Here is a 26,184-nt window from a genome sequence, read left to right as displayed (position 1 = left end):
AAGGGCGCGCGACGCGCGCCGCGGCGTACGAGCCGGGCTGTCGGGATGCGGGCCCTGGCGTACGAGCCGGGGCACCGGGACGCGGGCCCCTGGCGTACGGGCGGAGGTACCCGGACGCGCGCCGTGGCGCGCGTGCCGGCGTACGCGCCCCGCGACGCGCGCGTGCCGAACGGCGCCGTCGCGGACCTCCCCCGGCTGGAAGGCCCTCAACTACGCCCGGTGCGCCACCGCGTGAGGCTCCGCGATGTGATGTCCGTCATGTGAGACGTGACGCGCATCTCTTCACGGCCCCTGGGCCCCTCACGGCGGCTAATCTCCGCCGGAGAGCATGTGGAAGAACCGTTGAGATTGCATAGGGGTGCCAACGTGGCCAGGAAGCTCGCCGTCATCGGCGCCGGACTCATGGGGTCCGGAATCGCGCAGGTCTCCGCCCAGGCGGGCTGGGACGTCGTGCTGCGTGACGTCACGGACGAGGCCCTGACCCGCGGTCGTGACGGCATCAGGGCCAGCTACGACAGGTTCGTCGCCAAGGGCAAGCTGGAGGCGTCCGACGCCGAGGCCGCGCTCGCCCGCATCACCACGACCGCCGACCTCGACGCCGTGGCCGACGCCGACGTCGTGGTGGAGGCCGTCTTCGAGAAGCTCGAGGTCAAGCACGAGATCTTCCGGACGCTCGACAAGGTCGTACGGGAGGACACCGTCCTCGCCTCCAACACCTCCGCCATCCCGATCACCAAGATCGCGGCCGTGACGGAGCGCCCGGAGCGCGTCGTCGGCGTGCACTTCTTCTCGCCCGTCCCGATGATGCAGCTCTGCGAACTGGTGCGCGGCTACAAGACCAGCGACGAAACCCTCGCCACCGCACGGGAGTTCGCCGAGTCCGTCGGCAAGACCTGCATCGTCGTCAACCGCGACGTCGCGGGCTTCGTCACCACCCGGCTGATCTCGGCGCTCGTCGTCGAGGCGGCCAAGCTCTACGAGTCGGGCGTCGCCTCGGCCGAGGACATCGACACCGCCTGCAAGCTGGGCTTCGGCCACGCCATGGGTCCCCTCGCCACGGCGGACCTGACCGGCGTCGACATCCTGCTGCACGCCACGGGCAACATCTACACCGAGTCGCAGGACGAGAAGTTCGCCGCTCCCGAGCTGATGCGCCGGATGGTCGACGCAGGTGACATCGGCCGCAAGAGCGGGCAGGGCTTCTACACCTACTGATCGTTCCCGGTGTCCCGGGCGCCCGGCCCGCCGTCGGCCAGGCGCCCGGGAACCGGAGGTCCGACGCCGTCAGGCGCCCCGGACCAGCGGTTCCGGCGAACCTCTATCACCCCTGAGGGTGAATTCGGTATCGGTTCGCTCACAGACGGCAACTTCCCTGCCGCCGCCGCAGTCAGTGGTGGCAGAGACAGAAGAGATCCAGACAGACGACCGACCTTGCTACGGGGTACTTCCGGGGAGCGCATATGCACATCAGGGGCGACCACGCCGAGCTGGTCGTCGGGGGCCGCCTCGACGTCCGAAGCGCGGCGGACGCCCGTACGGTTCTGCATTCGGCCGTCGACGACGGAGCAGGTGACCTCGTGCTGAACCTGACCGAGCTGGATTCGTGGGACGCGACGGGACTCGGCGTCATCATGGGCGCGCACCGCAGAGCCGGCCGGGCCGGCCGGCGGCTCGTGCTGCGCGGTGTGCCGCCGCAGATGCAGCGCCTGCTGGTGGCCACGCGGCTGCACCGCATTCTGGCCATCGAGGGCGGAATCGCCGCAGACTCGCTGCCGCGCGTATAAGGACGACCGACCGGCAGTACACGCACAATCCTCACGAGACCGTGACGTCCGGGGCGGCGCGGCCCCCCGCCGGTTCGTAGATACTGTGCGAAGGTTTAAGGTTCGGCGTCTGCCGAACGACGGACCCACCGGGCGGACACCGGACCGGAAACGACAGTGGGGCGTGCGAGGCCGGGAGGGCAACCGTGCGCTACACGTCTGGGGGACTTTGACGATGGACCCGACCAACCACCGGGGACCGGAAGAGCACGACCGCACCGGTGAGGACACCGGGCGGAGACGGCAGTCCCGCGATCCCCTGACACCCGAATCCGGGCACCAGGCACCGCACCAGTCCCGCACGGTGCAGCTGGTATCGGGTGACTTCCTGCTCACCGTGAATCCGGTGGACGGCAGCGAGATCGAGCCCTGCCGCCCCGGGGAGATGCCCGCCGCGCCGGTACGGCACACCGCGGCCGAGCGCACCGAGCGCGAGCGCGCCACGGCGCCCCCCGTGCCTCCGGGGCCGCCCGGCCCGCGGCTGCCCCTCCTGGAGCGCCAGGAGGAGCGCGAGCGGCTGGTACGGCTGCTGGCCCGGGGCCGCTCCGTGCGGCTCACCGGCCCGGCGGGCTCCGGCCGCACGGCCCTGCTGAACGCCGTCGGCGACGACTGCGCGGACCTGGCGCCCGACGGCGTCGTACGGCTCTCCGGATACAAGCGGACCACCACGGACCTGCTGTACGGGCTCTTCGAGGCCGTCTACCGGTCACCGCTGCACCGTCCCGACCGCGAAGGGCTGTCGGCACTCGTCCACGGCATCGGCGCGGTCGTCGTCCTGGACGACCTGGAGCTCGGCGGCGCCGCGCTCCAGGAACTCCTCGACGCGACACCCGAGTGCGCCTTCCTGTTCGGTACGACCCCCGACGTTGCCGCGCCCACCGCCGACTCGAACCTCGAAGAGGTCTTCCTCGCCGGTCTCGGCCGAAGCGCCTCGATCGAGCTGCTGGAACGCGTCGTGGAGCGCACCCTCACGGACGAGGAGGCGAACTGGGCGGGCGACCTCTGGTTCGAGTCCGAGGGGCTGCCGCTGCGCTTCGTCCAGGCGGGCGCGCTGCTGCGCCAGCGTGACCGGCTGCGCACCGACCCGGAGGCCTTCGACGGCTACGACGACGAGGCGGCCGACACCCCCTTCGGCAGGCCCGAACCCGCGGACGTGCCCCTGCCCAGCCTCGGCGAGGGTGCGGCTCCCGCCGCGCTGCTCGCCTCCCGGCTGAGCGAGGCCGCCCGCGACACCCTGCACTTCGCCGTCGCGCTGGGCGGCGAGCTGCCGCACCAGGCGCACCTGCCGGCACTCGTGGGGGACACCCACGCCGACGCGGCGCTGGGCGAGCTGTTCCTGTGCGGCCTGCTCTCACCGGCCGGCCCCCGCTACCGGCTGGCCGCCGGTGTCCTGGCGCAGCTGGAGGCGAGCGGATACGGCGCGGACGCGGACGTGCGTGCCCGCACCGCCGCCCAGCACTACGCCTGGTGGTCGGGTCACCCCTCGGTCACCCCCGAGCGGGCGGTCGCCGAGGCGGACGCCGTCCTCGCCTCGATGGCGCCCCTCGTCCCGGGCGACCAGGCGGGTCAGACCAGCGCGGCCGTCCTGCTGGCCCGCAGTGCCGCCCCCGCCTTCGCCGCGGGGATGCAGTGGGGGGCCTGGGAGAAGGCTCTCAGGATCGGCCAGGAGGCCGCCAGGATCGCCGGTGAGGTTGGGGAAGAGGCCTACTTCCACCACGAGTTGGGTGTACTCGCCCTGTGCACGGGAAATCTGGACCGGGCCAGGGCCGAGCTGGAGACCTCCGTCGGCATGCGCGGCGCGCTCGCCGACAAGGCGGGGGCCGTCGCCGGCCGCAGGGCGCTCGCCCTCGTCGCGGACCGCTCCGGCGAACCGTCGGCCATCGGCCGTCCCCCGTCCGGCGACGAGCCGCCGACCGCCCGGCACGAGGATTCGGTTCTGCCGCCCGCGGGCGTACCGGCGGCCATGCCGCTGTTCCCCCGGAAGGTCGCGGAGCCGCCCACCCTGATCTCCCGTCAGGCACCGCCTGCCGCCGCGAAGGGCGCCGGACGCCTCGGTGCCCGTACGGCCGTGCTCCGGGGCGCCAGGCGCAACCTGGTCGCCGTGGGCGCGGGCGCGCTGCTGGCCGCCGTGCTCGGCACCGTCGTGACGCTGGGCGCGACCTCGGGCAGTGAGGACCCGGAGGGCCGGAACGTCACGACGGAACAGTCGGCGAGTGAGGACGACAGCGAGAACGGCCTCACCGCGGACGAGCCGAGCGACGACCCGGCCACCGGCGGGGGCACGACCGACGGGTCCCCGGCCCCGGGCACCTCGGGCCGGGCCACCCCGTCCGGCAGTGCGAGCCCCTCCCCGGGCACCTCGGACCCCGGAGCGAGCCCCACGTCGGGCTCACCGTCCAGCGGCAGCCCCAGCGACCGGCCGACCTCCGGGAAGCCGTCGGCGACGGGCAGGCCGACGAAGCCGACCCCCACGGACCCGACGCCCTCCGAACCGACGCCGTCGGAACCCACGCCCTCCGAGCCGACACCTTCGGAACCCACGCCTTCGACGCCCACGACGGATCCCGAGACCTCCAACTCGGCGAGCGGCCCGGCCGAGTCGGCTACCGCCTCGGCGACGACCGCCGGGCCCGGCCCCGAGGCCTCCGACACCACACAGGTGGCCTGAAGCACAGAACGCCCCGGCCGGCCGGGTATCCGGGCCGGCCGAGGCGTTTCCCCTGTCCGTGGCGCCCCGCGGAGTCCCGCGCGACCCCTCCGGGTCAGAACAGCCGCAGCTTGTCGTCCTCGATGCCCCGCATCGCGTTGTAGTCCAGGACCAGGCACCCGATCCCGCGGTCCGTCGCCAGCACCCGCGCCTGCGGCTTGATCTCCTGGGCCGCGAACACACCCCTGACCGGCGCCAGATGGGGATCCCGGTTGAGCAGCTCCAGATAGCGGGTCAGCTGCTCCACCCCGTCGATGTCACCCCGCCGCTTCAGTTCCACGGCCACGGTCTTCCCGTCCGCGTCCCGGCACAGGATGTCGACCGGTCCGATCGCGGTGGGGTACTCGCGGCGGATCAGGGTGTAGCCCTCGCCGATCGTCTCGATGCGGTCGGCGAGCAGCTCCTGGAGGTGCGCCTCCACACCGTCCTTGATGAGCCCCGGATCGACACCCAGCTCATGGGACGAGTCGTGGAGGATCTCCTCCATCGTGATGATCAGTTTCTCGCCCGCTTTGTTCACCACCGTCCAGACACCCTCGCTGTCGTCGGCACCCTCCTTCAGGGTGCACGGCGGGGACATCCAGTTGAGAGGTTTGTACGCCCGGTCGTCGGCGTGGACCGAGACGCTGCCGTCCGCCTTCACCAGGATCAGACGGGGGGCGGAGGGCAGGTGGGCGGTGAGCCGGCCCGCGTAGTCGACGGAGCAACGGGCGATGACGAGACGCATGGTCGGCAACGCTACTCGACGACCCGCGTTCCACGCGATTCGCGGCCCCGGCACCCCGGACCCCCCTTGACGGACACCTTTCTGGCTTGCCCCTCTTTGCGACCGTTCGTTATTGGCCGGTTGTGTTCCCAATCTCCTGGTGCGGCCCGGACTGCGCCCTTAACGTGGAAGCAGGAGGTCGCCGTCTGTGTACACAGCGTCGCCGTCCTCCTTCCCTGCCCGTAAGGCCCCGGCCACCTGTCGGGGTCGCGAGAGGAGAACCCATGTCGCTCGACGTCTCACCGGCCCTGTTGGAACAGGCCGAGCGAGGCGAGGTCGACGAAGCCGACTTCGTCGACTGCGTCCGGACCTCCCTGCCCTTCGCATGGGAGATGATCAGCTCGCTGGTGGCTCAGCTGAAGGTCGACGGCGGAGAGTTCGCCGACAACCAGACGCCGCCGCCGGACGAGCAGGCACGTGGTCAGCTGCTGCGTGCGCTCGCGAGTGATGCGATACGCGGCGCGCTGCAGCGTCACTTCGGGGTGCGTCTCGCATTCCAGAACTGCCACCGCGTCGCGGTGTTCCCACTGGACGCCTCGGTCGACGAGCGACTGGCCCGATTCACCTCGGTGAGGGGCCAGTTGCTCAACCAGTCGCCCGAACTACGGGACTGCTGAGCGCTTCTGCTGCCGCTTCGGGCCGCGGGAGGTGCAACTGGCTCCGGGGCGGCAGCTCCCGCACCACCGCACCACCGGGACATCGTGCGTGAACAGGTCACCTCAGCAACGGCAGCACATCCGTGCCCAGCCGCTGCACGTTCTCCTCCGTCGCCGCGAGATCACCCGACCCCTCCACCAGAAGGGCGAAGCGGGTGATGCCCGTGCGTTCCGCCGTGGCCGCGAGCCGGTCGGCCGCGAGGCCGGGCGGACCCACCGGATGCAGACCGCAGAGGTACTCCGTGTACGCGACCGGGTCGCGCATCACCCGGTGCCGGCCGTCGACCGTCACATGGGCGCCGAGCCCCTGCCGCAGCCAGCCCGGCATCGCCTTCACGAGCGTCTCCACGGCGTCAGCCGGACGGTCCGAGATCTGGGCCACTCCCGCGGACACATGTTCGTTTCGTTCCACGACTTCCGCCGGCAGGCCCGCCTCCCGGGCGGCCGAACGCCACAGAGCGACCATGTCGGCCTTCTCCTCGTCGCCGCAGTGCATTCCGAGAAGCATCGGCAAACCCTTTTCAGCGGCGAGTTCCACGCTTTTCGCCGAGGTGCACGCGACGATCACCTCGGGCCCCGCCGGGCCGTCGCCGAGCAGCTCGTCGGCCCGGGGAACCACCGCCACCTCGCGGAAGGCGTAACGCTCCCCGCGGCCCGCCACCCGGGGCTTGCGCAGCCAGTCGAGCAGCAGCTCCAGCGACTCGGGGAAGCCGTTCTCGTACGCCGCGAGGCCTCCTCCGAACACCTCCAGGTCCACCCACGGACCACCGCGCCCCACGCCCAGCGAGAAACGGCCTCCGCTGGTGAGGTGCAGCAGCGCCGCCTGCTCGCCGAGCGCCACCGGATGCTGGGTGGGCAGCACGCTCACCGCGGTGCCCACCCGGATCCTGCTCGTGCGGCCGAGCAGCAGCGCGGCCAGTGTCACGGCCGACGGGCACACCCCGTACGGCACGAAATGATGTTCTGCCAGCCAGACCGAATCGAGCCCGGACCGCTCCGCGACCTCGGCGGACCGGACGGCCCGGTGCAGGGCCTCACCCTGCCCCTGGCCGGGAAACTGCGCTGCCAGTACGAACGTTCCTACGCGCATCGCCTATTGCCTCCTTGCGGCCGACGCGGCTCTCCCCTACCGGCAACAACGTGTGACACGTGCCAAGGGCACGGTCCCCGGCGAAGTTGTTGCGATTTTCCGGTAACCCACCCGTCCCTCGGGTGCCCAGCCGTCACAGCGCGACACCGGCCCGTGGCCGATGGCTCTACGCTGGACGGATTCTGCCCGCCCCGCCCCGTGAGGTGTCACGTGTCCCCGCGCCGCAACCGCCCCCGAGGCGGCGAGAGCCCTGCCGGCAACGCACGAGAGGCCGCGGAGCGCTACGGCGGGGCCGGTGACACGGAGAGCTGGCAGGGCGAGGAGTGGTCGGTGCGCCCGGTGAGCGGCGCGAGCGCGGCGGGCAAGCGCTACCGCTGCCCCGGCTGCGACCAGGAGATCCCGTCCGGCGTCCCGCACCTGGTCGCCTGGCCGGAGTTTCGCGGGATCGACGACCGCAGACACTGGCACAAGGCCTGCTGGAACGCGAAGGACCGCCGCACCACGCGGGTGCAGCGGTCCAAAAACGCACCGCGCTACTGAGTCAGACGTCGCGCCGGTCCAGCGAGACGAAGGCACCCGCCATCGCCACCGCGGTCACCCCGAGGATGACCCACAGAGGCTCCCAGCCGGACGGCCCCGACGTGGTCATCGACGCGTCGTACAGTGCGCCGAGCTGGTTCGGGATCGAGTACTCGAAGAGTGCCTGCTGGAGGCCCGACAGCGACGACGAGAACATGAACATCGCCAGCACGAGCGGCAGCAGCACCACCGCGATCATGATCGTGATCGCGCCCGCCGAGTGCCGGATGAGCGCCCCGAGCGCGAGCGAGAGCAACCCGAGCATCGCGACGTACAGCCCCACACCCACCGTGGAGCGCAGCCAGTCGTCGGCGGTGGGGGTGCCGCCGTCCAGCATGGCCGTCTGCAGGACACCGACGATCCCCGTCGTCACCGTGGTGATCGTGAAGGACAGCAGGAAGAAGACGACCGACTTCGCGACCAGTATCCGCGCCCTGCTCGGGCAGGCCGTCAGCGTCGTACGGATCATCCCGGTGCCGTACTCGGACGCGATGGTCAGCACGCCGAGGGTGATCACACAGATCGAGCCGAGCAGCACACCGAAGAAGCCGAGGCTGAGCACCGGGGTGCCGTCCAGCTCGGCGTCCGACGAACTCACCGCGAACGCGGCGAGCAGGCCGACGGCGAGCAGCAGCACGATCATCACGCCGAGCGTCCACATCGTGGAGCGCACGGACCGGATCTTCGTCCACTCGGAGGCGATCGCGTCGCCGAGGCCGGGGCTGCGCACCGGGATCGGCGAGGAGTACAGACCGCCGCCCTCCCAGCCCTGCGGAGGCTGCCGGTAGGTCTGGGGGGCCTGCGGGAGAGGCGGCGGAGTTGCCGGCGTCGTCATCGGGGGTCCTCGCTGGTCTCGCGCACGGTCGGGTCCGCGGGGGCGGCCACGGGGGCCACCGGTACGGCAGGGGCGGGGGCAGGGGCTACGGGAGCCACCGGTGCGGGCGGGGCGGCGTACGGGTTCTGTCCGGGCGGCGGAGGGGCGTACCAGCCCTGCTGCGGCACCTCGGGCGGTGGCTGGTGCGCCGGGGTCCCGTAGCCCGGCTGGGGGCCGTAGCCGGGCGGCGGGAGCTGGAGCTGCGCCTTGGCGTCCGCGGTCGAGCGGTAGTCCACGGCGCCCTGCGTCATCCGCATGTACGCCTCCTCCAGCGACGCCTGGTGCGGCGAGAGCTCCCACAGCCGGACGTCCGAGGCATGGGCCAGATCGCTGATCCGGTGCAGCGGCAGCCCGGTGACGCGCAGGGCCCCGTCCGGCTCCGGCATGACCCCGCCACCGGCCTCCGTCAGCGAGGACGTCAACTTCTCCCGCTGCTCCGGCCGGTCCGCCGGGATCCGCACCCGGGCGAAGTCCGCGGAGTTCGCGGAGATGAAGTCCTTGATGCTCATGTCGGACAGCAGCTGCCCGCGCCCGATCACGATCAGGTGATCGGCGGTCAGTGCCATCTCGCTCATCAGGTGACTGGAGACGAAGACCGTGCGGCCCTCGGACGCCAGCTGCTTCATCAGATTGCGGACCCAGAGGATGCCCTCGGGGTCGAGCCCGTTGACCGGCTCGTCGAAGAGCAGCACCTGCGGGTCACCGAGCAGCGCCGCCGCGATGCCGAGCCGCTGCCCCATGCCGAGCGAGAAGCCGTTGGAACGCTTCTTCGCGACGTCCTGGAGCCCGACGACGCCGAGCACCTCGTCCACCCGGGCCGCCGGGAGGCCGGCCAGCTGGGCCAGACACAGCAGGTGGTTACGGGCACTGCGCCCGCCGTGCACCGCCTTCGCGTCCAGCAGAGCGCCCACCTGGCGCGGCGCGTTGGGAAGACTGCGGAAGGCGTGTCCGCCGATCGTCACGTGCCCCGCGGTCGGCCGGTCCAGGCCGAGCATCATGCGCATGGTGGTCGACTTGCCCGACCCGTTGGGGCCGAGGAACCCCGTCACGGTCCCCGGCCGAACCTGGAAGGAAAGGTTGTACACGGCCGTCTTCGCGCCATAGCGCTTCGTCAGGCCGACTGCCTCGATCATTCTCCAGAGCCCCATCGACTTATCTGTCGTCGGGGCCCAGGCCACCCGGCCGAACGCCCCCGTAAGAGTTAGGAGGATAACCAGCCCGTGCCGGTTCCGGCCAAGCCGTTGCGCGGAGCGCCGGTGCCGCCGCGCGCCCGAAGGACCGCGCCGGGTCAGGCGTCGCGCTTCCTCAGGACGAGATAACCGCCCACCAGCGCCGCCACCACCCACAGGGCCATGATCCCGAGACCGGCCCACGGCCCGTACGGTGCCGGATCGCTGTTCATGGCGTCCGGGACCACCTGCATGATCTTCGACCCGGCCTGGTCGGGGAAGTAGCGGGCGACGTTCTTGGCACCCGGGACCGCCGAGAGGATCTGCGAGACCAGGAAGAAGAACGGCATCAGGATGCCGAGCGACAGCATGGAGCTGCGCAGCATCGTGGCCACACCCATGGAGAAGATCGCGATCAGGCCCATGTAGATACCACCGCCGAAGACCGCGCGCAGCACGTTGTCCGCGCCGATGTCCGTACGGTGGTCGCCCAGCAGGGCCTGACTGAGGAAGAACGTCACGAAGCTGGTGGCCAGGCCGACCAGCAGGGCCAGGCCGCCCGCCACCGCGATCTTGCTGAAGAGGAACGAACCGCGCTGCGGCACCGCGGCGAGCGAGGTGCGGATCATGCCGGAGCTGTACTCCGTCCCCACCACCAGGACGCCGAAGACGACCATGGCCAGCTGGCCCAGGATCATTCCGGAGAAGCCCACGAACGTGGGGTCGAAGGTGGCGCGCTCCGCGTCGGAGAGGTCGTCGAACTGCGCGTTCAGCAGGGCGCTGAGCGCCGCGCCCATCGCGACGGTGACCACGAAGGCCGAGATCAGGGTCCACGTCGTGGACGAGACCGTACGGATCTTGGTCCATTCGGAATTCAGGACCGCGGGTACCGATGCCATCGTCGTCACGCCCCCTTCGTGTCGTCGCCCGGCGTCGTGCCGGAGGTCTGCCGGTCCCACCCGTCGCCCCAGTGCGGTCCCACCGGCGGCGGCTGCGCCCCGTCGCTGTCGGAGTGCGCGTGGTACTCCACGGAACCCGCCGTCATCTGCATGAAGGCCTCCTCCAGCGAGGCCCGCTGCGAGCTGAGCTCGTGCAGCACGATGCCGTGTCCGGCGGCGAACTCACCGAGCTGCTCCGTGGTGGCCGCGTCGATCTCCAGCGTGCCGTTGCCCGCCTCGACCGCGACGATTCCCGCGGAATGCAGGGCGTCGCGCAGCCGCTCCTGCTCCGGCGATCGCATACGCACATAACTGCGGGAGTTCTCCTGGATGAAATCGGCCATGGAGGTGTCGGCGAGCAGTTTCCCCTGACCGATCACGATCAAATGATCGGCCGTCAGGGCCATTTCGCTCATCAGGTGCGAGGAGACGAAGATCGTCCGGCCCTCGGAGGCCAGCTGTTTCATCAGATTCCGGATCCAGTGGATTCCCTCGGGGTCCAGACCGTTGACGGGCTCGTCGAACATCAGGATCTCGGGATCACCGAGCAGCGCCGCCGCGATGCCCAGCCGCTGGCCCATTCCGAGGGAGAACCCCTTGGACTTCTTCCCGGCGACCGCGCTGAGCCCGACCGTGTCGAGCACATGGGAGACCCGGCTCGCCGGAATGCGGTTGCTCTGCGCGAGGCAGAGGAGGTTGTTGTACGCGCTGCGCCCGCCGTGCATCGACTTCGCGTCCAGCAGCGCCCCGATGTGCTTGAGCGGCTCCTGCAGCTCGCGGTAGGGCCTGCCGTCGATGCGCACCGAACCGCTGGTCGGGTTGTCGAGGTCGAGCATCATCCGCATGGTGGTGGACTTGCCCGCCCCGTTCGGGCCCAGAAAGCCCGTCACCATCCCCGGCCTGATCCGGCATGACAGATGGTCGACGGCAACCTTGTTGCCGAAGCGTTTGGTGAGGCCGTCGAGCTCGATCATGCGTTCACGCTAGAACGGCCGCGCGCCCGGCGCCACCACAAGGGCGGAACCGGGCGCGCAAAGAGTACAGCTGATGCAGGGCCGGGTCAGCGGGTCTGCTGAGCCGGGACCCCACGGGTGGCGGGCTCGTCGTCCACCGGGGAGCCGGCGGCGGCCACCGCGGCACCCGTCAGCGTCGCCAGCATCTCGCGGACGTTGGTCAGCTGGGCGTTGATCGAGTCGCGGCGGTTGGTGAGCGCCGCCAGCTCGCGCTCCGACTCGCTGCGGATCCGGTCGGCCTTGGCGTTCGCGTCGGCCACGATGTCCTCGGCCTGGCGCTGCGCGGTCTCCACCGTCTGACGGGCACGGCGCTCGGCGTCCGTACGGAGCTTCTCCGCCTCCAGGCGGAGCTGCTCGGCACGGTGCTCGATCTCGGCGAGACGCTTCTCGGCCTTCGCCTGACGGGACGCGAGGTCGCGCTCCGACTGCTCACGGCGCTTGGCGAGGTTCGTCTCGAAGTCCGCGGCGGCCTGGGCGGCCTTGGCGCGGGTCTCCTCGAAGAGGGCGTCCGCCTCCTCACGCTTCTGCTGGGCGTCCTTCTGGGCCTCGGTGCGCAGCGTGCCGGCCTCGCCCTTGGCCTTCTCGACGATGCGAACGCCCTCGTCCTCGGCCTTCGCCTTGCGCTCGGAAGCGAAGGACTCCGCGTCGTTGCGCACCTGCTGGGCGGCCGACTCGGCCAGCTCGCGGTGCTGCTCGGCCGCGCGACGGGCCTCCTCACGCAGGTCCTTCGCCTCCTCCTCGGCGAGGCGGAGGATCTTCTCGACACGGGCACCGAGCCCGGCGTACGACGGCTCGGCCTCGTTGACCTGGGCCTGGGCATTCTGCGTCTCGAGGTGGAGCTCCTCGATCCGCTTCTCCAGAGAAGTGATACGGGCGAGGGCACTGTCACGGTCGGCGACGATTTTGTTGATGCGGTCGTCCACCTGACCGCGGTCGTATCCACGTCGCACGAGCTCGAAGCCGAAGGGGGAGGAAGGGTCGCTCATGGGGTTCCTGTCGAATGAGACCGGTGAGGTGTTAGAGGGAATCCTAGGGGCCTGGGCGGCGTGTCCATGTGAAGATGCCGCTTTGGTATGGAGAATGACCCCCCATTTGAGTGGCCGGCCCCCGGAGCGCTTGCCACTCGAAGGGTGGAACGTTCACGCCGACGCGGGCGGCAGGGGCGGATTCGTTATCCATCCGTCGCCTTGCCACCCGATCGGGTACCCGCCGACGCGCCGGCCTTGACGCCCCCCGTGCCGCCGTTGGCCGCCTTGCCACCCGCGGGAGCCTCGAACGACTCCAACGCCTCCAGCACGTCCTGGACGCGTGAGATCTCGGTGTTGATGTCCTCCCGCCGACGGACCAGCAGATCCAGCTCGCGCCGGCCCTCGTCGACGATCTGCTTCGCCTCGGCCTCGGCGTCGGCGCGCAGCTTCTCGGCGATGCGCGTCAGCTCGGCCTTCTTGGTCTCGGCCTCCTTGAGGAGCGACTCGGCGCGACGAACGGCGGCGATACGCACCTTGCTCGCCTCCGAATTCGCGTCCGCCACCAGTTCCTTGGCCTTCGCCTCGGCCTCCGCGGCCTGCTCCGTCGCCGCCTTCATCAGCTTGTCGACGCGCTCGCCCGCCGTCTTCATCTGCTCGGACGTCTCGCGGCGGGCCCGCTGGTGCAGCTCCTCGATCTCGCTCTCCAGCCGCAACCTGAGCTCCTCCGCCCGCTCCCGCGTCGCGGTGGCGTCCCGGCGGGCGCCGACGAGCAGCTCGTCCGCGTCCGTACGGGCCCGCTCCACCAGGGAGTTGCCCTCCACCGTCGCGTCCGAGGTGATCCGTACGGCCTCGTTGCGCGCGGCGCCGACCATCCTGTCGGCCTGCTCCTCGGCCTCGGTGGCGGCGCGCAGCGCCTCCTCCCGCGCCTTGTCGACGAGCTGGTCGGCCTGCTCGGCCGCGTCGGCACGGCGCTTCGCCGCGGCCTCCCGCGCCTCGTCCAGCATCCGGTCCGCCTCCTGGCGGGCCTCCGCACGCATCTGCTCGGCCGCGGACTCCGCGTCGGCGCGCAGCCGCTCCGACTCCTCGCGGGTGCGGGCCGCGTGCTCCTGCGCCGAAGCGACCGTCCGCGCGGCCTCCGCGCGCAGCCGCTCCGCCTCGTCGGTCGCCTCGCCGACGAACCGCTCCGACTGTTCGGTGGCCTCGGAACGGATCCGCTCGCCCTCGCTCGTGGCCTCGCCGACGAGCCGGTCGGCCTGGGCCGCGGCCTCGGAACGGATCCGGTTGGCGTCCTCGCGGGCCTCGCCCCGGGCACGCGCCGCGTCGTGCTCCGCCGAAGCGAGGGCGTCGGACGCCTCCGTACGGACGCGCTGGCTGTACTCCGAGGTGTCCGAGCGGAGCTTCTCCGACTCGGCGATCGCCTCGGACACGGTCCGCTCGGCCAGGGCCTTCGCGGCCTCCGACTCCTCGTGCGCGACCTGACGGATCCGGTTGGCGTCCTCGGCGGACCGCTCGCGCTCGGCGTAGGCGTCGGAACGGACCCGGTCCGCCTCCTCCTGCGCCTCCGTCCTCGTCCGCTCCGCGGAGTGCTCGGCGGCCGACCGGAGCCCGCTGATCTCCTCCTCGGCCTGCTCCTGGAGTCCGGCGACGGACTCCCGCACCTGCTGGGCGGTCTGCTCGGCCGCGGAGACCATCTCGGCCGCCCGGCTGTCCGCCTCCTCGACCAGGCGCTGGGCCTCCGCCTGTGCCTCCTCGACCCGTTTGCGGGCGGAGGCGAGGAGCTCCTCACTCTGCTCGCGGGCGCGCTCGCGCTCCTGCTCCGCCTCGGCACGCGCGGCGCCGAGCGTCTCCTCGGCCTCGCGGCGGCGCCGGTTCGCCTCCTCCTGGGCGGCGGCGAGGGCCTCCGCGGCCTCCGTGCCGACCCGCTCGGCGGCGGCGGCGGCCTCGGAGCGCACCCGGTCGGCGCCCTCCTTCGCCTCGGTCCTGAGCCGCTCCGCCTCCGTGGCCGCCTCGGTGCGCAGCCGTACCGCCACGGACTCACCCTCGGCGCGCGACCGGGCGGCGTCGGCGGCGGCCTCGGTACGCAGCCTCTCGGCCTCCGTCGTGGCCTGTTCCTGGAGCGTGCGCAGGCGCTCGGCGGCCTCGGTGCGCAGCCGCTCGGACTCCTCGCCCGTCTCGCGGCGGATCCGCTCCGCCTCCGTACGGGCCTCGCCGAGCACCGTCTCGGCGGCCTCGACCCGGGTCTCCGCCTCGGTGCGCAGCCGGGTCAGCTCGTCGGCGGCCTCGGCCCTGCGGGCCTCCACGGCCCGCTCGGTCTCCTCGCGCAGACCCTCGGCCGCCTGCTCGGCCGCCGCCGTCAGCGCGGCGGCCTGCTCCTCGGCCTCCGCGCGCAGCTTCTCGGCCTCGCCGCGGCTGCGCTCCAGCGCCTCCTCGGCCTGCTTGCGCAGCGCGCCGGCGCGCTCGGCCGCCTCGGCCCTGACGCGCTCGCTCTCCGTGCCCGCGGAGGTCCGCAGCTCCTCGGCGTCCGCCTTAGCCTTGGTCAGCAGCTCCTCGGCGGTGCGGGCACCCTCCTCCAGCTGCTGGACGGCCTCGCGGCGGGCCTCGCCGCGGATGCGCTCACCCTCGGCGACGGCCTCGGAACGCAGCTGCTCGGCCTCGCCGCGCAGCCGGCGGGCCTCCTCCTGCAGTTCGACGGTCTTGGCCCGGTACTCCTTGGTGTCGTCCTTGGCCGCGCCCTTGAGCTGGTCGGCCTGCTCGGCGGCCTCGCCGCGCAGCCGGTCCGCCTCGGCCTCGGCCTCGCGGCGGATCCGGTCGGCCTCCTCGCCGGCGGCCCTGGTGGTCGACCTGGCGTCCTCGGAGGCCTTGGTCAGCACCTCCTCGGCGCCACGGGCGGCCTTGGCGAGCTGGGCGGCGGCCTCCTCGGCGGCCAGGGTGCGGGCGTTCTCGGCGGCCTCGGCGACCAGCCGCTCGGCCTTCGCCCGGGCGTCGGAGAGCGCCTGCTCGGCCTCTTCCTTGAGCGTCTCGGCCTGCTTCGTGGCCTCGCCGACCAGCCGGGCGATCTCGGACTTCGCCGTACGGGTGCGCTGCTCGTTCTGCGACTCGGCGCCGGCCAGCCGCTTGACCGCGGCCTCCTTGGCCTCGGAGAGGACCTTCTCGGCCTCCAGCCGGGCCTCGCGCAGCCGTGTCTCGGCCTCCTGCACGCGCTGCTCGGCCGTGCGGTTGAGCTCCGTGGTCTGCTGCCGGGTCTGCTCGGTCTCGGCCGTGGCCGTGGAGCGCAGCCGCTCCGCGTGGCTGGTGGCCTCGTGGGCCTGGGTGGAGGCGGCGTCGAGCAGCCGCTCGGCGTCCCTGCGGGCCCGCAGCAACGTGCTCTCGGCCTCGGAACGGGCCGCTTCCGCCTCGGAGTTGACGCGTCGGCGGGTCTCGTCGGCGAGCCTGGCCGCCTCGGCGCGGGCGGCGGCCAGCGACTGCTCGGCCTCGGCGCGCGACTCGTCCAGGAGCCGGCGGGCCTGCGACTCGGTCCGGGCCCGCAACTGCTCGGCCCAGGCGACGTTCTCGTTGACGTGCGACTCGACGGTCTGGCGGCGCTCCGCCAGCTCCTGGTCGAGACGCTGGCGGCGCTGCACGGCCTCGGTGTGCAACTCGGCCTGCAGACGGGCCTGGTGCTCCGCGTGCTCCTGGAGGATCCGCTGGGTCTGCGCCCTGGCCTCGCGGAGCTCGCGCTCGGCGTCCGTACGGAGCTGGTCGGCCTGGATCTGGGCGTTGCGGAGCATCTGTTCGGCCTGGTAGCCGATGTCCGCGCTGTCGTGTGCGGGACGGGTCGCGAGATTACGCCGGGCCTCGTGCAGCTTGGCGCGCAAGACCTCGACCTGGTAGCCGAGGTCCTCGGCGTGCTGGACGGCCTTCTCCCGGCCGGTCTTCAGCCGGTCCATCTCGGCTTCGAACCGCGAGAGATGGTCGTCTTCGGCTCGGTGGCTCTGCTGGCTTTCGTAGCCCCGCACTGCGCGGTCCCATCCTTCCCCGAGCTCTCAACTACGTTCGAGCAGGGGAGACCCCAACCCTGGTCGCAATTCTCCAAACGGGTACCGCTCGCCGGCGAACGGTCCCCCGGGGAATGGTGACAGATCAACGGCGGGGACGCGGCGCGCCCCCGGCCCGGCCCCGGCCCGGAACCGCCCACTCTACCGGGCCGGTATCGGTCGGGTCAGTGCTCCGTCGCGGACGTGACCAGTTCCGTCAGCACACCGTGGCAGTCCTTGGGGTGCAGGAAGGTGATCCGGGACCCCATGGACCCGGTCCTGGGCTCGTCGTACAGCACCCGGACGCCCTTCCCGCGGATGTCCGCGGCGTCCTCGTCGACGTTTGCGGTCCCGAACGCGATGTGGTGGACACCCTCACCGTTCTTCGCCAGCCACTTGCCCACGGCCGAGTCCTCACGGGTCGGCTCCAGCAGCTGGAGGTACGAAGCGCCTCCGTCCGAGGCGTCGTTGATCTTGAGCATGGCCTCCCGGACACCCTGCTCCTCGTTGATCTCGGAGTGGTGCACCTCGAACCCGTAGGTCGCGCGGTAGAACTCCACCGTCTTGTCGAGGTCGAAACAGGCGATTCCGATGTGGTCGATTCGCGTCAGCATGGAACCAGTGCAGCGCCCCCGGGATGGTTACGCAACGTGCGCGCGATCACACCCGCTGCCGGATGACGGGCGCGGTACCGCTCAGTACATTCAGGTAAACCCTCGTTCACAACCAATCCAAGGGGCTGCGCCTCATGTCAGGAACGACCGGTACCACCTCAGTGATCGTCGCGGGCGCGCGGACGCCCATGGGCCGCCTCCTCGGCTCGCTGAAGACCTTCTCCGGAGCCGACCTCGGAGGCGTCGCCATCAAGGCCGCGCTGGAACGGGCCGGGATCGGCGGCGACCAGGTCGAATACGTGATCATGGGCCAGGTGCTGCAGGCCGGGGCAGGGCAGATCCCCGCACGTCAGGCAGCGGTCAAGGCCGGGATCCCGATGAACGTTCCCGCGCTCACCGTCAACAAGGTGTGCCTGTCCGGGCTCGACGCGATCGCGCTCGCCGACCAGCTGATCCGCGCCGGTGAGTTCGACGTCGTGGTGGCCGGTGGCCAGGAGTCGATGACCAACGCCCCGCATCTGCTGCCGAAGTCCCGAGAGGGCTACAAGTACGGTGCGATCGAGATGCTCGACTCGATGGCGTACGACGGCCTGACGGACGCCTACGAGAACATTCCGATGGGCGAGTCCACCGAGAAGCACAACACCCGCCTCGGACTGGACCGCGCCGCCCAGGACGAGATCGGCGCCCTGTCCCACCAGCGTGCCGCCGCCGCCCAGAAGAACGGTGTCTTCGAGGCCGAGATCACCCCGGTCGAGATCCCGCAGCGCAAGGGCGACCCGGTCCTCTTCTCCAAGGACGAGGGCATCCGCCCGGAGACGACCTCCGAGTCGCTCGGCAAGCTGCGTCCCGCGTTCGCCAAGGACGGCACGATCACCGCCGGGACCTCCTCCCAGATCTCCGACGGTGCCGCCGCGGTCGTCGTCATGAGCAAGGCCAAGGCCGAGGAGCTCGGCCTGGACTGGATCGCCGAGATCGGCGCCCACGGCAACGTGGCCGGCCCGGACAACTCGCTCCAGTCGCAGCCGTCCAACGCCATCCGCCACGCCCTGAAGAAGGAGGGCATCGGAGTCGAGGACCTCGACCTCATCGAGATCAACGAGGCCTTCGCGGCCGTCGCGGTCCAGTCGATGAAGGACCTCGGCGTCACCTCGGACAAGGTCAACGTGAACGGCGGCGCCATCGCGCTCGGCCACCCGATCGGCATGTCCGGCGCACGTGTGGTGCTGCACCTGGCGCTGGAGCTGAAGCGGCGCGGCGGCGGCACCGGGGCGGCGGCGCTGTGCGGCGGCGGCGGCCAGGGCGATGCGTTGATCATCCGGGTTCCGGGCAAGTAGTCCCCCGTACGAGCGAGCGAGGAGACCGAGTGTGAAGGTGGACGTCCCCACCCTGGTCGAGCAGGCACGCCAGGGCGGGCCACGTGCGGTGGCCCGGCTCATCTCCCTGGTGGAGGGTGCCTCGCCCCGGCTGCGGGAGGTGATGGCGGCCCTGGCACCGCTCGCGGGCCACGCGTACGTCGTCGGGCTCACCGGATCGCCGGGCGTCGGCAAGTCCACCTCGACCTCGGCGCTGGTCTCCGCCTACCGGAAGGCCGGCAGGCGGGTCGCGGTCCTGGCCGTCGACCCGTCCTCGCCGTTCTCCGGGGGCGCGCTCCTCGGCGACCGGATCCGGATGTCGGAGCACGCCTCCGACCCCGGGGTCTACATCCGGTCGATGGCCACCCGCGGCCATCTGGGCGGTCTCGCCTGGTCGGCCCCGCAGGCGATCAGGGTGCTGGACGCGGCGGGCTTCGACGTGATCCTCGTGGAGACGGTGGGCGTCGGCCAGTCGGAGGTGGAGATCGCCTCCCAGGCCGACACCTCCGTCGTGCTGCTGGCTCCCGGCATGGGCGACGGCATCCAGGCGGCCAAGGCCGGGATCCTGGAGATCGGCGATGTGTACGTCGTCAACAAGGCCGACCGGGACGGGGCGGACGCCACCGCCCGCGAGCTCAACCACATGCTGGGCCTCGGGGAGTCCCGGGGGCCCGGCGACTGGCGTCCGCCGATCGTGAAGACGGTCGCCGCCCGGGGCGAGGGCATCGACGAGGTCGTGGAGGCCCTGGAGAAGCACCGGGCGTGGATGGAGGAGCACGGCGTCCTCGCCGAGCGGCGTGCCCGGCGGGCGGCGACGGAGGTCGAGACGATCGCCGTCACCGCGCTGCGGGAACGCATCGGCGACCTGCACGGCGACCGTCGGCTGGACGCCCTGGCGGAGCGCGTCCTCGCGGGCGAACTCGACCCGTACCGTGCGGCGGACGAGCTGGTCGCGGGCCTCGCCGGGCTCCCGGACGTGAACGAAGGCTGACGGTCCCCCGGGCGGCGTGCGGGCCGCCCGGGGGACCGGCGGATCAGTTGTCGTCGTGGTCGTCGTCGCCCCGGTCGTCGCGGTCGCCCTCGTCGTCGTCCCGGTCCCCGCTCCGGTCGTCGTCCACCGACACCTCGCCGTTCTTCGCGTCGACGTGCAGCTCGTGCCGCGCGCCGTCCTTGCCGGCCACCTCGACGTCCCAGCGCAGGACTCCGCCCCGGCGGTCGTCATCGTCGTCGCCCCGGTCGTCGTCCAGGTCGATGGACGTCACGCCGCCCGGCACGCTCTGCAGGGCCGCACGGGCCGCCGCGTCCATCGTGACGGCGGCGGACCGGGGTGCGTTCCGGTCGCGGTCGTCGTTGTCGTCGTCGCGGTCGGACACGACCTTCGCCGTGCGCGCGTCCACCTTCACGTCGTGCCAGGTCCGGTCGGAGCCGTACACGTTCAGCTCCCAGACCGCCCGGTCGTCATCGTCGTCGTCCAGCTCGGCCTCGGTGACCGTGCCGGGCACCGTCTTCAGCGCGGCGGCGACGGCCCGGTCGAGGGAGATCGTGCCGCCGGCGCCCCGGACGGACTCCTTGCCGTCGTCGTCCCGGCCGCCGCCGGCCGTCTCCGTCTCCGTGCCGGTCGTGCCCGTCGTGCGGCTGGTGCTGTCGTCGTCCGCGAAGGCGACCGTGGCCGCGGCGCCCCCGCCGACGAGGACGGCCGCGGTGACGGCTGCGATGGCGATGTTGCGCTTCATGGGGTTCCTCCGAGTGGTTGTGCGGTGCGACGGGAACCACCATGCCGAGGCGATGCTGAACCCAGCCTGAAGGCGGCTGAAGACGTCTTCAGGTTCGGTTTGCGAGGCTGTGCGCATGCGTCTGCTGATCGTGGAGGACGAGAAGCGCCTCGCGGTGTCCCTGGCAAGGGGACTCACCGCCGAGGGCTTCGCCGTCGATGTCGTGCACGACGGCCTGGAAGGGCTGCACCGGGCCGGGGAGGGGCGGTACGACCTCGTCGTCCTCGACATCATGCTGCCCGGGATGAACGGCTACCGCGTGTGCGCCGCTCTGCGCGCCGCGGGCCATGACGTCCCCATCCTGATGCTGACGGCGAAGGACGGGGAGTACGACGAGGCCGAGGGGCTCGACACCGGGGCCGACGACTACCTGACCAAGCCCTTCAGCTACGTCGTGCTCGTCGCCCGCGTCCGGGCCCTGCTCCGCCGCCGCACCACCGGGTCGGGCTCGCCCGTGCTCACCGTCGGCAGTCTGCGGATGGACACGGCCGCCCGGCGGGTGCACCGGGGCGAGGAGGAGTTCGCCCTGACCGCGAAGGAGTTCGCCGTACTGGAACAGCTGGCCCTGCGCGCCGGCGAGGTGGTGAGCAAGGCCGAGATCCTGGAACACGTCTGGGACTTCGCGTACGACGGCGACCCCAACATCGTCGAGGTCTACGTCAGCACCCTGCGGCGCAAGCTCGGTGCCGCGTCCATCCGTACGGTGCGCGGCGCCGGCTACCGGCTGGAGGCGCTGTGAGATCCGTGCGGGCCAGGGCCGCGATCGGCGCGACCCTGGTGGTCGCCGTCGCCCTCATCGGGGCGGGGCTCGCCGTCCTCATGGTCCTGCGGGGCAACCTGACCGACCAGGCGGGGCTGGAGGCGGAGGTGGCGGCGCGCGAGGTGGCCGGCCAGCTCGCCCTGGACGTGCCGTACGCGGACCTGGAACTGGGCGACGAGGACCTCCACCCGGTCCAGGTGACCGACGAGGACCGCCGGGTGGTGGCCGCCTCGAAGGACCTGGAGGCGATCTCGGGGACCGCCACACCGCGGGTCACCCCCGTGCCGTCGGCGCCGGCCGAGAGCCCCGGTGACGATGACGACGACGATGACGACGACCGGAGCGACGATCCGGCGCGCGGCAAGGTCTCCTCGGCCGACCCGGACTTCACGAACGGCACGGCCACGATCGACGGCGGGACGGCCGACTACCGCTTCGCCCGGGTCGAGGGGACCACGTCGGACGGCGTCACCCTGACCGTCCACGCGGGTGCCCCGCTCGCGACCGAGCAGGAAGCCGTGGGCACGGTGCGCGGCGCCATGCTGACCGGCCTGCCGGTCCTGCTGGCCGTCGTGGCCGGGGTGACGTGGCTGGTGACCCGCAGGGCCCTGCGGCCCGTGGAGGGCATCCGCCGGGAACTGTCCGCGATCACCGCGTCGGAGGACCTGCGCCGCCGGGTGCCCGAGCCGGACTCGCGTGACGAGATCGCCCGGCTGGCCCGGACGACCAACGAGACCCTGACGGTGCTGGAGGCCTCGGTGGAGCGGCAGCGGCGCTTCGTCGCGGACGCCTCGCACGAGCTGCGCAGCCCGATCGCCTCGCTGCGCACACAGCTCGAGGTGGGGGAAGCCCATCCGGAACTGCTGGACGTGCCCGGCGCGGTCGCCGACACCGTACGGCTGCAGGGGCTGGCCACCGACCTGCTGCTGCTGGCCCGGCTGGACGCGGGGGAGCGGCCCGGGCGGGCGGCGGTCGACCTGGGCACGCTGGTCCGCGAAGAGGTGTCGCAGCGGGCCGGGGACCGGATCCCCGTGGCGGTGTCCGTGGCGGACGGGGTCCTCGAAGTCACCGGTTCACGGGGGCAGTTGTCCCGGGTGGTCGGCAATCTGCTGGACAACGCCGAGCGTCACGCGGAGCACTCGGTCGCCGTCGCCGTGACGAGGGAGCGGGGTGATGTCCTGGTGGAGGTCACCGACGACGGCTCGGGGGTGCCGGAGGCCGAACGGGAGCGCGTCTTCGAGCGCTTCGTACGCCTCGACGACGCCCGCACCCGGGACGACGGCGGGGCGGGCCTGGGTCTCGCCATCGCCCGCGACGTGGCGGCCCGGCACGGTGGCACGCTCGACGTGGGTACGGCCCCGGAGGGCGGCGCGCGCTTCACGCTGCGGCTGCCGGCACCGGCCGCGCGGGGAGCGTGAGGTCCGGCGCGGGCGTGCGGGCGAAGGGCGCGGGTGTGCGGGCCGGTTCCGGCCCGCACCGCCTACGGCTTGCCGCGCCGGCCGCGCAGGTGGTCGGCGATCGGGGTCAGCGCCGCATGCAGTTCGGCGAGCGCCTCGGGCGTCAGCAGGTCCATGAAGTGCCTGCGCACCGACTCGACATGGTGCGGCGCGACCTTCCGCATGGTCTCCGCACCGGGGCCGGTGAGGACCGCGAACAGCCCGCGCCGGTCGGACTCGCAGTGTTCACGCCGCACGAGGCCGGCGTTCTCCATGCGCGTGATCTGGTGCGAGAGCCTGCTCTTGGACTGCAGGGTCGCGGCGGCCAGGTCGCTCATCCGCATGCGCTGGTCGTCCGACTCCGAGAGATTGACCAGGATCTCGTAGTCGTTCATGGTCAGCCCGAACGGCTGCAGGTCTTTCTCCAGCTGGTGGGTCAGCAGCCTGCTGACGTCCAGGTGGGTGCGCCAGGCGCACTGCTCCGCATCGGTCAGCCAGCGGGTGGCCGTCTCGGTCTCCATGTATGGATTCTACCTAAGAAGTTGAAAGACGGACGAAAATGGAGGATGTGACACCGCGCACGCGCCGGGCAGGCGTCACACTCCGCAGAGTACCGTTCACAATCCGAAGCGGCGCTGGAGGTCCCCCAGCTGACCGGGCATGCGGGGTGCGGAGCCGGGTTGACCCGCGCCCGCGGAGCCCGGGACACCCGGCTCGTGCGGGGTCGCCCCCGTCGCCAGATCCGGCAGCAGCGCCTCGGTCGACTGGAGCAGCACCGTGCCCGCCCCGACGAACTCGAACTGGTGCTCCTCGCCCGACGTGCCGCCCACCCCCGTCAGCGACCGCAGCCCGCCCAGCACGCCCGTCATGTACCCGTGGTCGTAGTGGTGGCAGGGCGAGGGGCAGTCCGCCCAGCCCACCAGCGCCTGTGGGTCGACCCGCAGCGGCGGCTCCATGAAGACGACCGGGCCGTTGGACGCCGCGACGAACTTCCCCGTGCCGATGAGGGTCAAAAAGCCCGGCACGATCGACTGCTTCAGCGCCAGCGTCGGCTGGTACGCCAGCAGGTTCCCGGACCGGATCGTCAGATTGCCGTTCTCCAGGTCGAAGGAGTTCACGTCGAAGGCCCGGTCCGCCAGCAGCATCTTGCCGCTGCCCTCGGCCACCACCCAGTCGCTCGCGTGCAACGGGGAGTGGAAACTCGTGCGGAGCAGCCGGTCGAAACGGCCGTGTCCTATGCCGTTGAACTCGATCTGCCCGTAGTAGGCGATCATCTTGCCCTTCTGCAGGAACCACTGGCTCCCCTTGAGCTCCACGCAGAAGGTGTACGCGTTGACGTTGTCGTCCGACGGCAGCGTCATCGGATCGTGGATCACGGGCGTGCTCACAGCTTCTCCTCCGACGCCTGGACGTACACCGCACCACTGCCGCTGAGCTCCAGCTGGAACGCCTCGCCGGAGCCGCGCCCCACCATGTCGCGCCAGCCGAGCGCCGTGGACAGCCTGTTGCGTACGTCGCCGTGGTGGGCGACGTAGGCCTGCGGGTCCACGTGCACCGGGCGGCCCGGCGTGATCGGCAGCTCGACGACCCCGCCGTGCGCCATCACGGCTGCCTCGCCGTGACCCTTGAGCGTCGTGGTGAAAAGGCCCTGCCCGGTCACCTGGCCGCGCACCATGCCCATCACGCCGCCCTGCGAGCCCATGAACATCGTGCCCTGCTGGAGCGTCCCGTCGAAGGCGAGCAGCCGGTCGGCCTCCACGTACAGGGTGTCGCCCGACAGGCCGATCACCTGGATGTGGTGGCCGCCGTGGCCGAACATCACGGTGCCGCGTGGGGTCTCCCCAGGGCCGCCCGGCCCGACGGGAATTTCGACCGTCATCAGCGGGGTCGCCTCGTCGGCCACCCGCCGGCCGATCATCGACGCCAGTCCGCCCTGCCCGCCCTGGATGTTCGGCGTGAACGACACGTCACCGCGGTACGCCAGCATCGCGCCCCGCCGGCTGTACATCTTCTGGCCGGGCACGACCGTGGCCTCGACCATCTTGGAGTTGATCTCACGGAACGGCATCAGACATCGCCTCCGACGGTGTTCCGCTCGCTCGGCTGGACGTAGACGAGACCGTCGCCCTCGAAGCGGATCTGGAACGACTCGCCGGAGCCCTCGCCCATGAGTGTCCGGAAGTTCACCCCGGACTGGAAGTGCTGCTGGAGGCTGCCCTGATGGGCGATGTAGGCGCCCGGGTCGACGGTCAGCGGGTACTGGCGCGACACCCGCAGCACCACGGCCGAACCGTCCGACATGATCGCCGCCTGGCCGGTGCCCTCGACGGTCGTGGTGAACAGGCCGTTGCCGCTCGCCCCGCCGCGGAGCCCGGTGAAGGTGGTGCCGGTGCGCAGCCCGGCGTCGGTGGCCAGCAGATTGCTCGCCTCGACGTACAGCTTGTCGCCGTGCAGCGAGACGAGGCTGATCTCGCTCGCCCGGTCGGCGAAGTAGCAGGTGCCCTGCCCCTTCACCTCCATCACCGTCATCTGCTCGCCGGTCACCCGGCGGGTCACCATGCCGCGGATGCCCTCACCGCCGCCGGACATCTTCTTGAAGGACATCTGACCGTCGTACGCGACCATCGAGCCGTTCTTCGCCTTGACGGCGTCACCCGTCAGGTCGACCGCGAGGGTCCTGCCGCCTTGGAGCCGGAACATTGCCACGGGTCGACGGTAGTCGCAGCGGTGCCCGGCGGACAGGGCCCTGGGGCCCATCCGGACCCCGAGAGGACCCTGATATGCGCCGATACGTGCCACCCGGGGTCCGGCCGGGGCCTATCGGGCCCCGCCACCGGAGCCGGCCGGGGGCGATGCCACAATGGCAGTGCTTGTGCCTGCGTTCACAAGCCGTACCGCCCCCTCCCACCGAAGGTGCCCTCGTGGACATCAAGACCGCTTCCGCCCTGCACCGGCTGCGCCTCATCTCGGTTCCTGAGGCGCTCTCCTTCCCGGCGCTGCTGATTTTCGGCTCGCTCCTGATGCGCGTCTCGGACATCGACTTCCTGATGCCGCCGCTCGGAGCCCTGCACGGCCTGCTCTTCACGATCTACGTGCTGTTCCTGCTGGACGTGTGGGTCAAGGCCAAGTGGCCGCTCAAGCGCGTCGCGCTCTTCTTCCTCCTCGCGGTCGTGCCCTTCGGCGGGTTCTACGGCGACAAGCTGCTCAAGAAGTACGAGGCCGACGGCGTCATCGCCGCCCGCGCCCGCGCCGAAGGCACGGTCAGCGCCTGATCGTCGCCTTCTCCGTCAGTCCGCCGGACGTCGGCGAGGATGTCGGTGAGTACGTCGCCGACGCCGTACGGGTCGTCCGCGAGTCCGGGCTCCCCCACCGCACCGACGCGATGTCCACCTCCGTCGAGGGGGAGTGGGACGAGGGTTGGGGTCTCCCCTGCTCGAACGGAGTTGAGAGATGGGGGACGGATGTGGGCCAAGCGTGCCGTCGAGCCCGCGCCGGCCGCGTCTCCCCGGTGCTGAAGGCCGGCATCAGGCCCGGCGTCACCGACGGCCTGATGACCTCCGAGGTCGAGACGGTGGAACGCCCCCTGGCGGGCTGACACACCGTCCGCCCCCTCCGTACGTACCGGGCCCCCGGAGCCGATCGGCTCCGGGG

Annotated in this window: 25 protein-coding genes; 11 read left to right on the top strand and 14 right to left on the bottom strand. The window is 71.7% G+C overall.

Going from position 1 to position 26,184, the window contains the following annotated elements; translation table 11 throughout:
- The first annotated feature begins 366 nt into the window (after window positions 1-366).
- The 3 genes from ACFWVP_RS25135 (at window position 367) to ACFWVP_RS25125 (ending at window position 4,491) form a co-directional block, all read left to right on the top strand.
- The gene (locus tag ACFWVP_RS25135; protein ID WP_384499905.1) at window positions 367-1,215 is read left to right on the top strand and encodes a 3-hydroxyacyl-CoA dehydrogenase family protein; all 849 of its coding nucleotides are present in this window, start codon (window positions 367-369) and stop codon (window positions 1,213-1,215) included.
- Window positions 1,216-1,460: 245 nt separating this feature from the next.
- Window positions 1,461-1,784, top strand: a complete 324-nt coding sequence (locus tag ACFWVP_RS25130) for an STAS domain-containing protein (RefSeq protein ID WP_073745281.1) — start codon at window positions 1,461-1,463, stop codon at window positions 1,782-1,784.
- A gap of 214 nt (window positions 1,785-1,998) precedes the next feature.
- The gene (locus tag ACFWVP_RS25125; RefSeq protein WP_384499904.1) at window positions 1,999-4,491 is read left to right on the top strand and encodes an ATP-binding protein; all 2,493 of its coding nucleotides are present in this window, start codon (window positions 1,999-2,001) and stop codon (window positions 4,489-4,491) included.
- A gap of 94 nt (window positions 4,492-4,585) precedes the next feature.
- On the opposite strand, the gene nucS is transcribed toward ACFWVP_RS25125, so the two are convergent.
- Entirely contained in the window at window positions 4,586-5,257 is a 672-nt protein-coding gene (gene nucS / locus ACFWVP_RS25120) for an endonuclease NucS (RefSeq protein WP_384499902.1), read from the bottom strand.
- A 263-nt stretch (window positions 5,258-5,520) separates the two neighbouring features.
- Here nucS and ACFWVP_RS25115 point away from each other — a divergent pair, with 263 nt between their 5' ends.
- Entirely contained in the window at window positions 5,521-5,913 is a 393-nt protein-coding gene (locus ACFWVP_RS25115) for an SCO5389 family protein (protein ID WP_030916014.1), read from the top strand.
- 97 nt (window positions 5,914-6,010) lie between these two features.
- Here ACFWVP_RS25115 and ACFWVP_RS25110 read toward each other — a convergent pair whose 3' ends face one another.
- Window positions 6,011-7,042 (bottom strand): LLM class flavin-dependent oxidoreductase, encoded by a 1,032-nt coding sequence (locus ACFWVP_RS25110; RefSeq protein WP_384499901.1) that lies wholly within the window; start codon window positions 7,040-7,042, stop codon window positions 6,011-6,013.
- Window positions 7,043-7,252: 210 nt separating this feature from the next.
- Between ACFWVP_RS25110 and ACFWVP_RS25105 the strand changes: the two genes are divergently transcribed.
- A complete protein-coding gene (locus ACFWVP_RS25105; RefSeq protein WP_384499899.1) occupies window positions 7,253-7,582 on the top strand; it encodes an ATP/GTP-binding protein in 330 nt (109 codons plus the stop codon).
- A gap of 1 nt (window position 7,583) precedes the next feature.
- Here ACFWVP_RS25105 and ACFWVP_RS25100 read toward each other — a convergent pair whose 3' ends face one another.
- From ACFWVP_RS25100 to mce, 7 genes are all read right to left on the bottom strand, one after another.
- Window positions 7,584-8,456: an ABC transporter permease subunit gene (locus tag ACFWVP_RS25100; protein WP_384499897.1), complete on the bottom strand. Its 873-nt coding sequence runs from the start codon at window positions 8,454-8,456 to the stop codon at window positions 7,584-7,586.
- A complete protein-coding gene (locus ACFWVP_RS25095) occupies window positions 8,453-9,628 on the bottom strand; it encodes an ABC transporter ATP-binding protein (RefSeq protein ID WP_384499886.1) in 1,176 nt (391 codons plus the stop codon). The genes ACFWVP_RS25100 and ACFWVP_RS25095 overlap by 4 nt, the downstream gene beginning before the upstream one ends.
- Window positions 9,629-9,783: 155 nt before the next feature.
- Window positions 9,784-10,563, bottom strand: a complete 780-nt coding sequence (locus ACFWVP_RS25090) for an ABC transporter permease subunit (RefSeq protein WP_384499884.1) — start codon at window positions 10,561-10,563, stop codon at window positions 9,784-9,786.
- A gap of 5 nt (window positions 10,564-10,568) precedes the next feature.
- A complete protein-coding gene (locus tag ACFWVP_RS25085) occupies window positions 10,569-11,576 on the bottom strand; it encodes an ABC transporter ATP-binding protein (protein WP_384499882.1) in 1,008 nt (335 codons plus the stop codon).
- A gap of 86 nt (window positions 11,577-11,662) precedes the next feature.
- Entirely contained in the window at window positions 11,663-12,601 is a 939-nt protein-coding gene (locus tag ACFWVP_RS25080; RefSeq protein ID WP_384499880.1) for a cellulose-binding protein, read from the bottom strand.
- Window positions 12,602-12,786: 185 nt separating this feature from the next.
- On the bottom strand, window positions 12,787-16,578 hold the full coding sequence (gene scy, locus ACFWVP_RS25075; RefSeq protein ID WP_384499878.1) for a polarized growth protein Scy: 3,792 nt from the start codon (window positions 16,576-16,578) through the stop codon (window positions 12,787-12,789).
- Between the two features lie 203 nt (window positions 16,579-16,781).
- Window positions 16,782-17,210, bottom strand: coding sequence for a methylmalonyl-CoA epimerase (gene mce, locus ACFWVP_RS25070; protein WP_384499877.1), 429 nt, complete (start codon window positions 17,208-17,210; stop codon window positions 16,782-16,784).
- 134 nt (window positions 17,211-17,344) lie between these two features.
- Between mce and ACFWVP_RS25065 the strand changes: the two genes are divergently transcribed.
- A complete protein-coding gene (locus ACFWVP_RS25065) occupies window positions 17,345-18,547 on the top strand; it encodes an acetyl-CoA C-acetyltransferase (RefSeq protein ID WP_384499875.1) in 1,203 nt (400 codons plus the stop codon).
- A gap of 31 nt (window positions 18,548-18,578) precedes the next feature.
- Window positions 18,579-19,556: a methylmalonyl Co-A mutase-associated GTPase MeaB gene (gene meaB, locus ACFWVP_RS25060; protein ID WP_384499874.1), complete on the top strand. Its 978-nt coding sequence runs from the start codon at window positions 18,579-18,581 to the stop codon at window positions 19,554-19,556.
- 43 nt (window positions 19,557-19,599) lie between these two features.
- Here the strand turns inward: meaB and ACFWVP_RS25055 are convergent, their stop codons facing one another.
- Window positions 19,600-20,298, bottom strand: a complete 699-nt coding sequence (locus ACFWVP_RS25055) for a PepSY domain-containing protein (RefSeq protein ID WP_384499872.1) — start codon at window positions 20,296-20,298, stop codon at window positions 19,600-19,602.
- 115 nt (window positions 20,299-20,413) lie between these two features.
- Between ACFWVP_RS25055 and ACFWVP_RS25050 the strand changes: the two genes are divergently transcribed.
- Together ACFWVP_RS25050 and ACFWVP_RS25045 are read left to right on the top strand one after the other, a co-directional pair.
- Window positions 20,414-21,076, top strand: coding sequence for a response regulator transcription factor (locus ACFWVP_RS25050; protein ID WP_384499871.1), 663 nt, complete (start codon window positions 20,414-20,416; stop codon window positions 21,074-21,076).
- Entirely contained in the window at window positions 21,073-22,515 is a 1,443-nt protein-coding gene (locus ACFWVP_RS25045; RefSeq protein ID WP_384499870.1) for a sensor histidine kinase, read from the top strand. The genes ACFWVP_RS25050 and ACFWVP_RS25045 overlap by 4 nt, the downstream gene beginning before the upstream one ends.
- Window positions 22,516-22,577: 62 nt before the next feature.
- Here ACFWVP_RS25045 and ACFWVP_RS25040 read toward each other — a convergent pair whose 3' ends face one another.
- The 4 genes from ACFWVP_RS25040 to ACFWVP_RS25025 form a co-directional block, all read right to left on the bottom strand.
- The gene (locus tag ACFWVP_RS25040; RefSeq protein ID WP_384499868.1) at window positions 22,578-23,054 is read right to left on the bottom strand and encodes a MarR family winged helix-turn-helix transcriptional regulator; all 477 of its coding nucleotides are present in this window, start codon (window positions 23,052-23,054) and stop codon (window positions 22,578-22,580) included.
- Window positions 23,055-23,150: 96 nt separating this feature from the next.
- Complete coding sequence (locus tag ACFWVP_RS25035; RefSeq protein ID WP_384499867.1) at window positions 23,151-23,921, bottom strand: AIM24 family protein; 771 nt, start codon at window positions 23,919-23,921, stop codon at window positions 23,151-23,153.
- A complete protein-coding gene (locus ACFWVP_RS25030) occupies window positions 23,918-24,601 on the bottom strand; it encodes an AIM24 family protein (protein ID WP_384499866.1) in 684 nt (227 codons plus the stop codon). Before ACFWVP_RS25030 ends, ACFWVP_RS25035 begins: the two co-directional genes overlap by 4 nt.
- A complete protein-coding gene (locus ACFWVP_RS25025; protein ID WP_384500020.1) occupies window positions 24,601-25,233 on the bottom strand; it encodes an AIM24 family protein in 633 nt (210 codons plus the stop codon). The genes ACFWVP_RS25030 and ACFWVP_RS25025 overlap by 1 nt, the downstream gene beginning before the upstream one ends.
- 221 nt (window positions 25,234-25,454) lie before the next feature.
- On the opposite strand from ACFWVP_RS25025, the gene ACFWVP_RS25020 reads away from it, so the two are divergent.
- Complete coding sequence (locus ACFWVP_RS25020; protein WP_384499865.1) at window positions 25,455-25,805, top strand: DUF3817 domain-containing protein; 351 nt, start codon at window positions 25,455-25,457, stop codon at window positions 25,803-25,805.
- Window positions 25,802-26,128: an MTH1187 family thiamine-binding protein gene (locus ACFWVP_RS25015; protein WP_384500018.1), complete on the top strand. Its 327-nt coding sequence runs from the start codon at window positions 25,802-25,804 to the stop codon at window positions 26,126-26,128. Before ACFWVP_RS25020 ends, ACFWVP_RS25015 begins: the two co-directional genes overlap by 4 nt.
- The last annotated feature ends 56 nt before the right edge of the window (window positions 26,129-26,184 follow it).

Origin of the sequence: Streptomyces sp. NPDC058637 (genome assembly GCF_042717325.1) — a bacterium.
Classification (GTDB): Bacteria; Actinomycetota; Actinomycetes; order Streptomycetales; family Streptomycetaceae; genus Streptomyces.
This window is presented reverse-complemented; position numbering and strand designations above follow the sequence as displayed.

Bases quoted from the DNA above. Each gene is read 5' to 3' on its own strand.
- ACFWVP_RS25050 (WP_384499871.1), top strand. From the start codon at position 20,414: ATGCGTCTGCTGATCGTGGAGGACGAGAAGCGCCTCGCGGTGTCCCTG.
- ACFWVP_RS25085 (WP_384499882.1), bottom strand. From the start codon at position 11,576: ATGATCGAGCTCGACGGCCTCACCAAACGCTTCGGCAACAAGGTTGCC.
- ACFWVP_RS25100 (WP_384499897.1), bottom strand. From the start codon at position 8,456: ATGACGACGCCGGCAACTCCGCCGCCTCTCCCGCAGGCCCCCCAGACC.
- ACFWVP_RS25125 (WP_384499904.1), top strand. From the start codon at position 1,999: ATGGACCCGACCAACCACCGGGGACCGGAAGAGCACGACCGCACCGGT.
- ACFWVP_RS25025 (WP_384500020.1), bottom strand. From the start codon at position 25,233: ATGTTCCGGCTCCAAGGCGGCAGGACCCTCGCGGTCGACCTGACGGGT.
- nucS (WP_384499902.1), bottom strand. From the start codon at position 5,257: ATGCGTCTCGTCATCGCCCGTTGCTCCGTCGACTACGCGGGCCGGCTC.
- ACFWVP_RS25110 (WP_384499901.1), bottom strand. From the start codon at position 7,042: ATGCGCGTAGGAACGTTCGTACTGGCAGCGCAGTTTCCCGGCCAGGGG.
- ACFWVP_RS25115 (WP_030916014.1), top strand. From the start codon at position 5,521: ATGTCGCTCGACGTCTCACCGGCCCTGTTGGAACAGGCCGAGCGAGGC.
- ACFWVP_RS25090 (WP_384499884.1), bottom strand. From the start codon at position 10,563: ATGGCATCGGTACCCGCGGTCCTGAATTCCGAATGGACCAAGATCCGT.
- ACFWVP_RS25095 (WP_384499886.1), bottom strand. From the start codon at position 9,628: ATGATCGAGGCAGTCGGCCTGACGAAGCGCTATGGCGCGAAGACGGCC.
- ACFWVP_RS25065 (WP_384499875.1), top strand. From the start codon at position 17,345: ATGTCAGGAACGACCGGTACCACCTCAGTGATCGTCGCGGGCGCGCGG.
- ACFWVP_RS25040 (WP_384499868.1), bottom strand. From the start codon at position 23,054: ATGGAGACCGAGACGGCCACCCGCTGGCTGACCGATGCGGAGCAGTGC.
- ACFWVP_RS25030 (WP_384499866.1), bottom strand. From the start codon at position 24,601: ATGCCGTTCCGTGAGATCAACTCCAAGATGGTCGAGGCCACGGTCGTG.
- ACFWVP_RS25055 (WP_384499872.1), bottom strand. From the start codon at position 20,298: ATGAAGCGCAACATCGCCATCGCAGCCGTCACCGCGGCCGTCCTCGTC.
- ACFWVP_RS25130 (WP_073745281.1), top strand. From the start codon at position 1,461: ATGCACATCAGGGGCGACCACGCCGAGCTGGTCGTCGGGGGCCGCCTC.
- mce (WP_384499877.1), bottom strand. From the start codon at position 17,210: ATGCTGACGCGAATCGACCACATCGGAATCGCCTGTTTCGACCTCGAC.
- ACFWVP_RS25080 (WP_384499880.1), bottom strand. From the start codon at position 12,601: ATGAGCGACCCTTCCTCCCCCTTCGGCTTCGAGCTCGTGCGACGTGGA.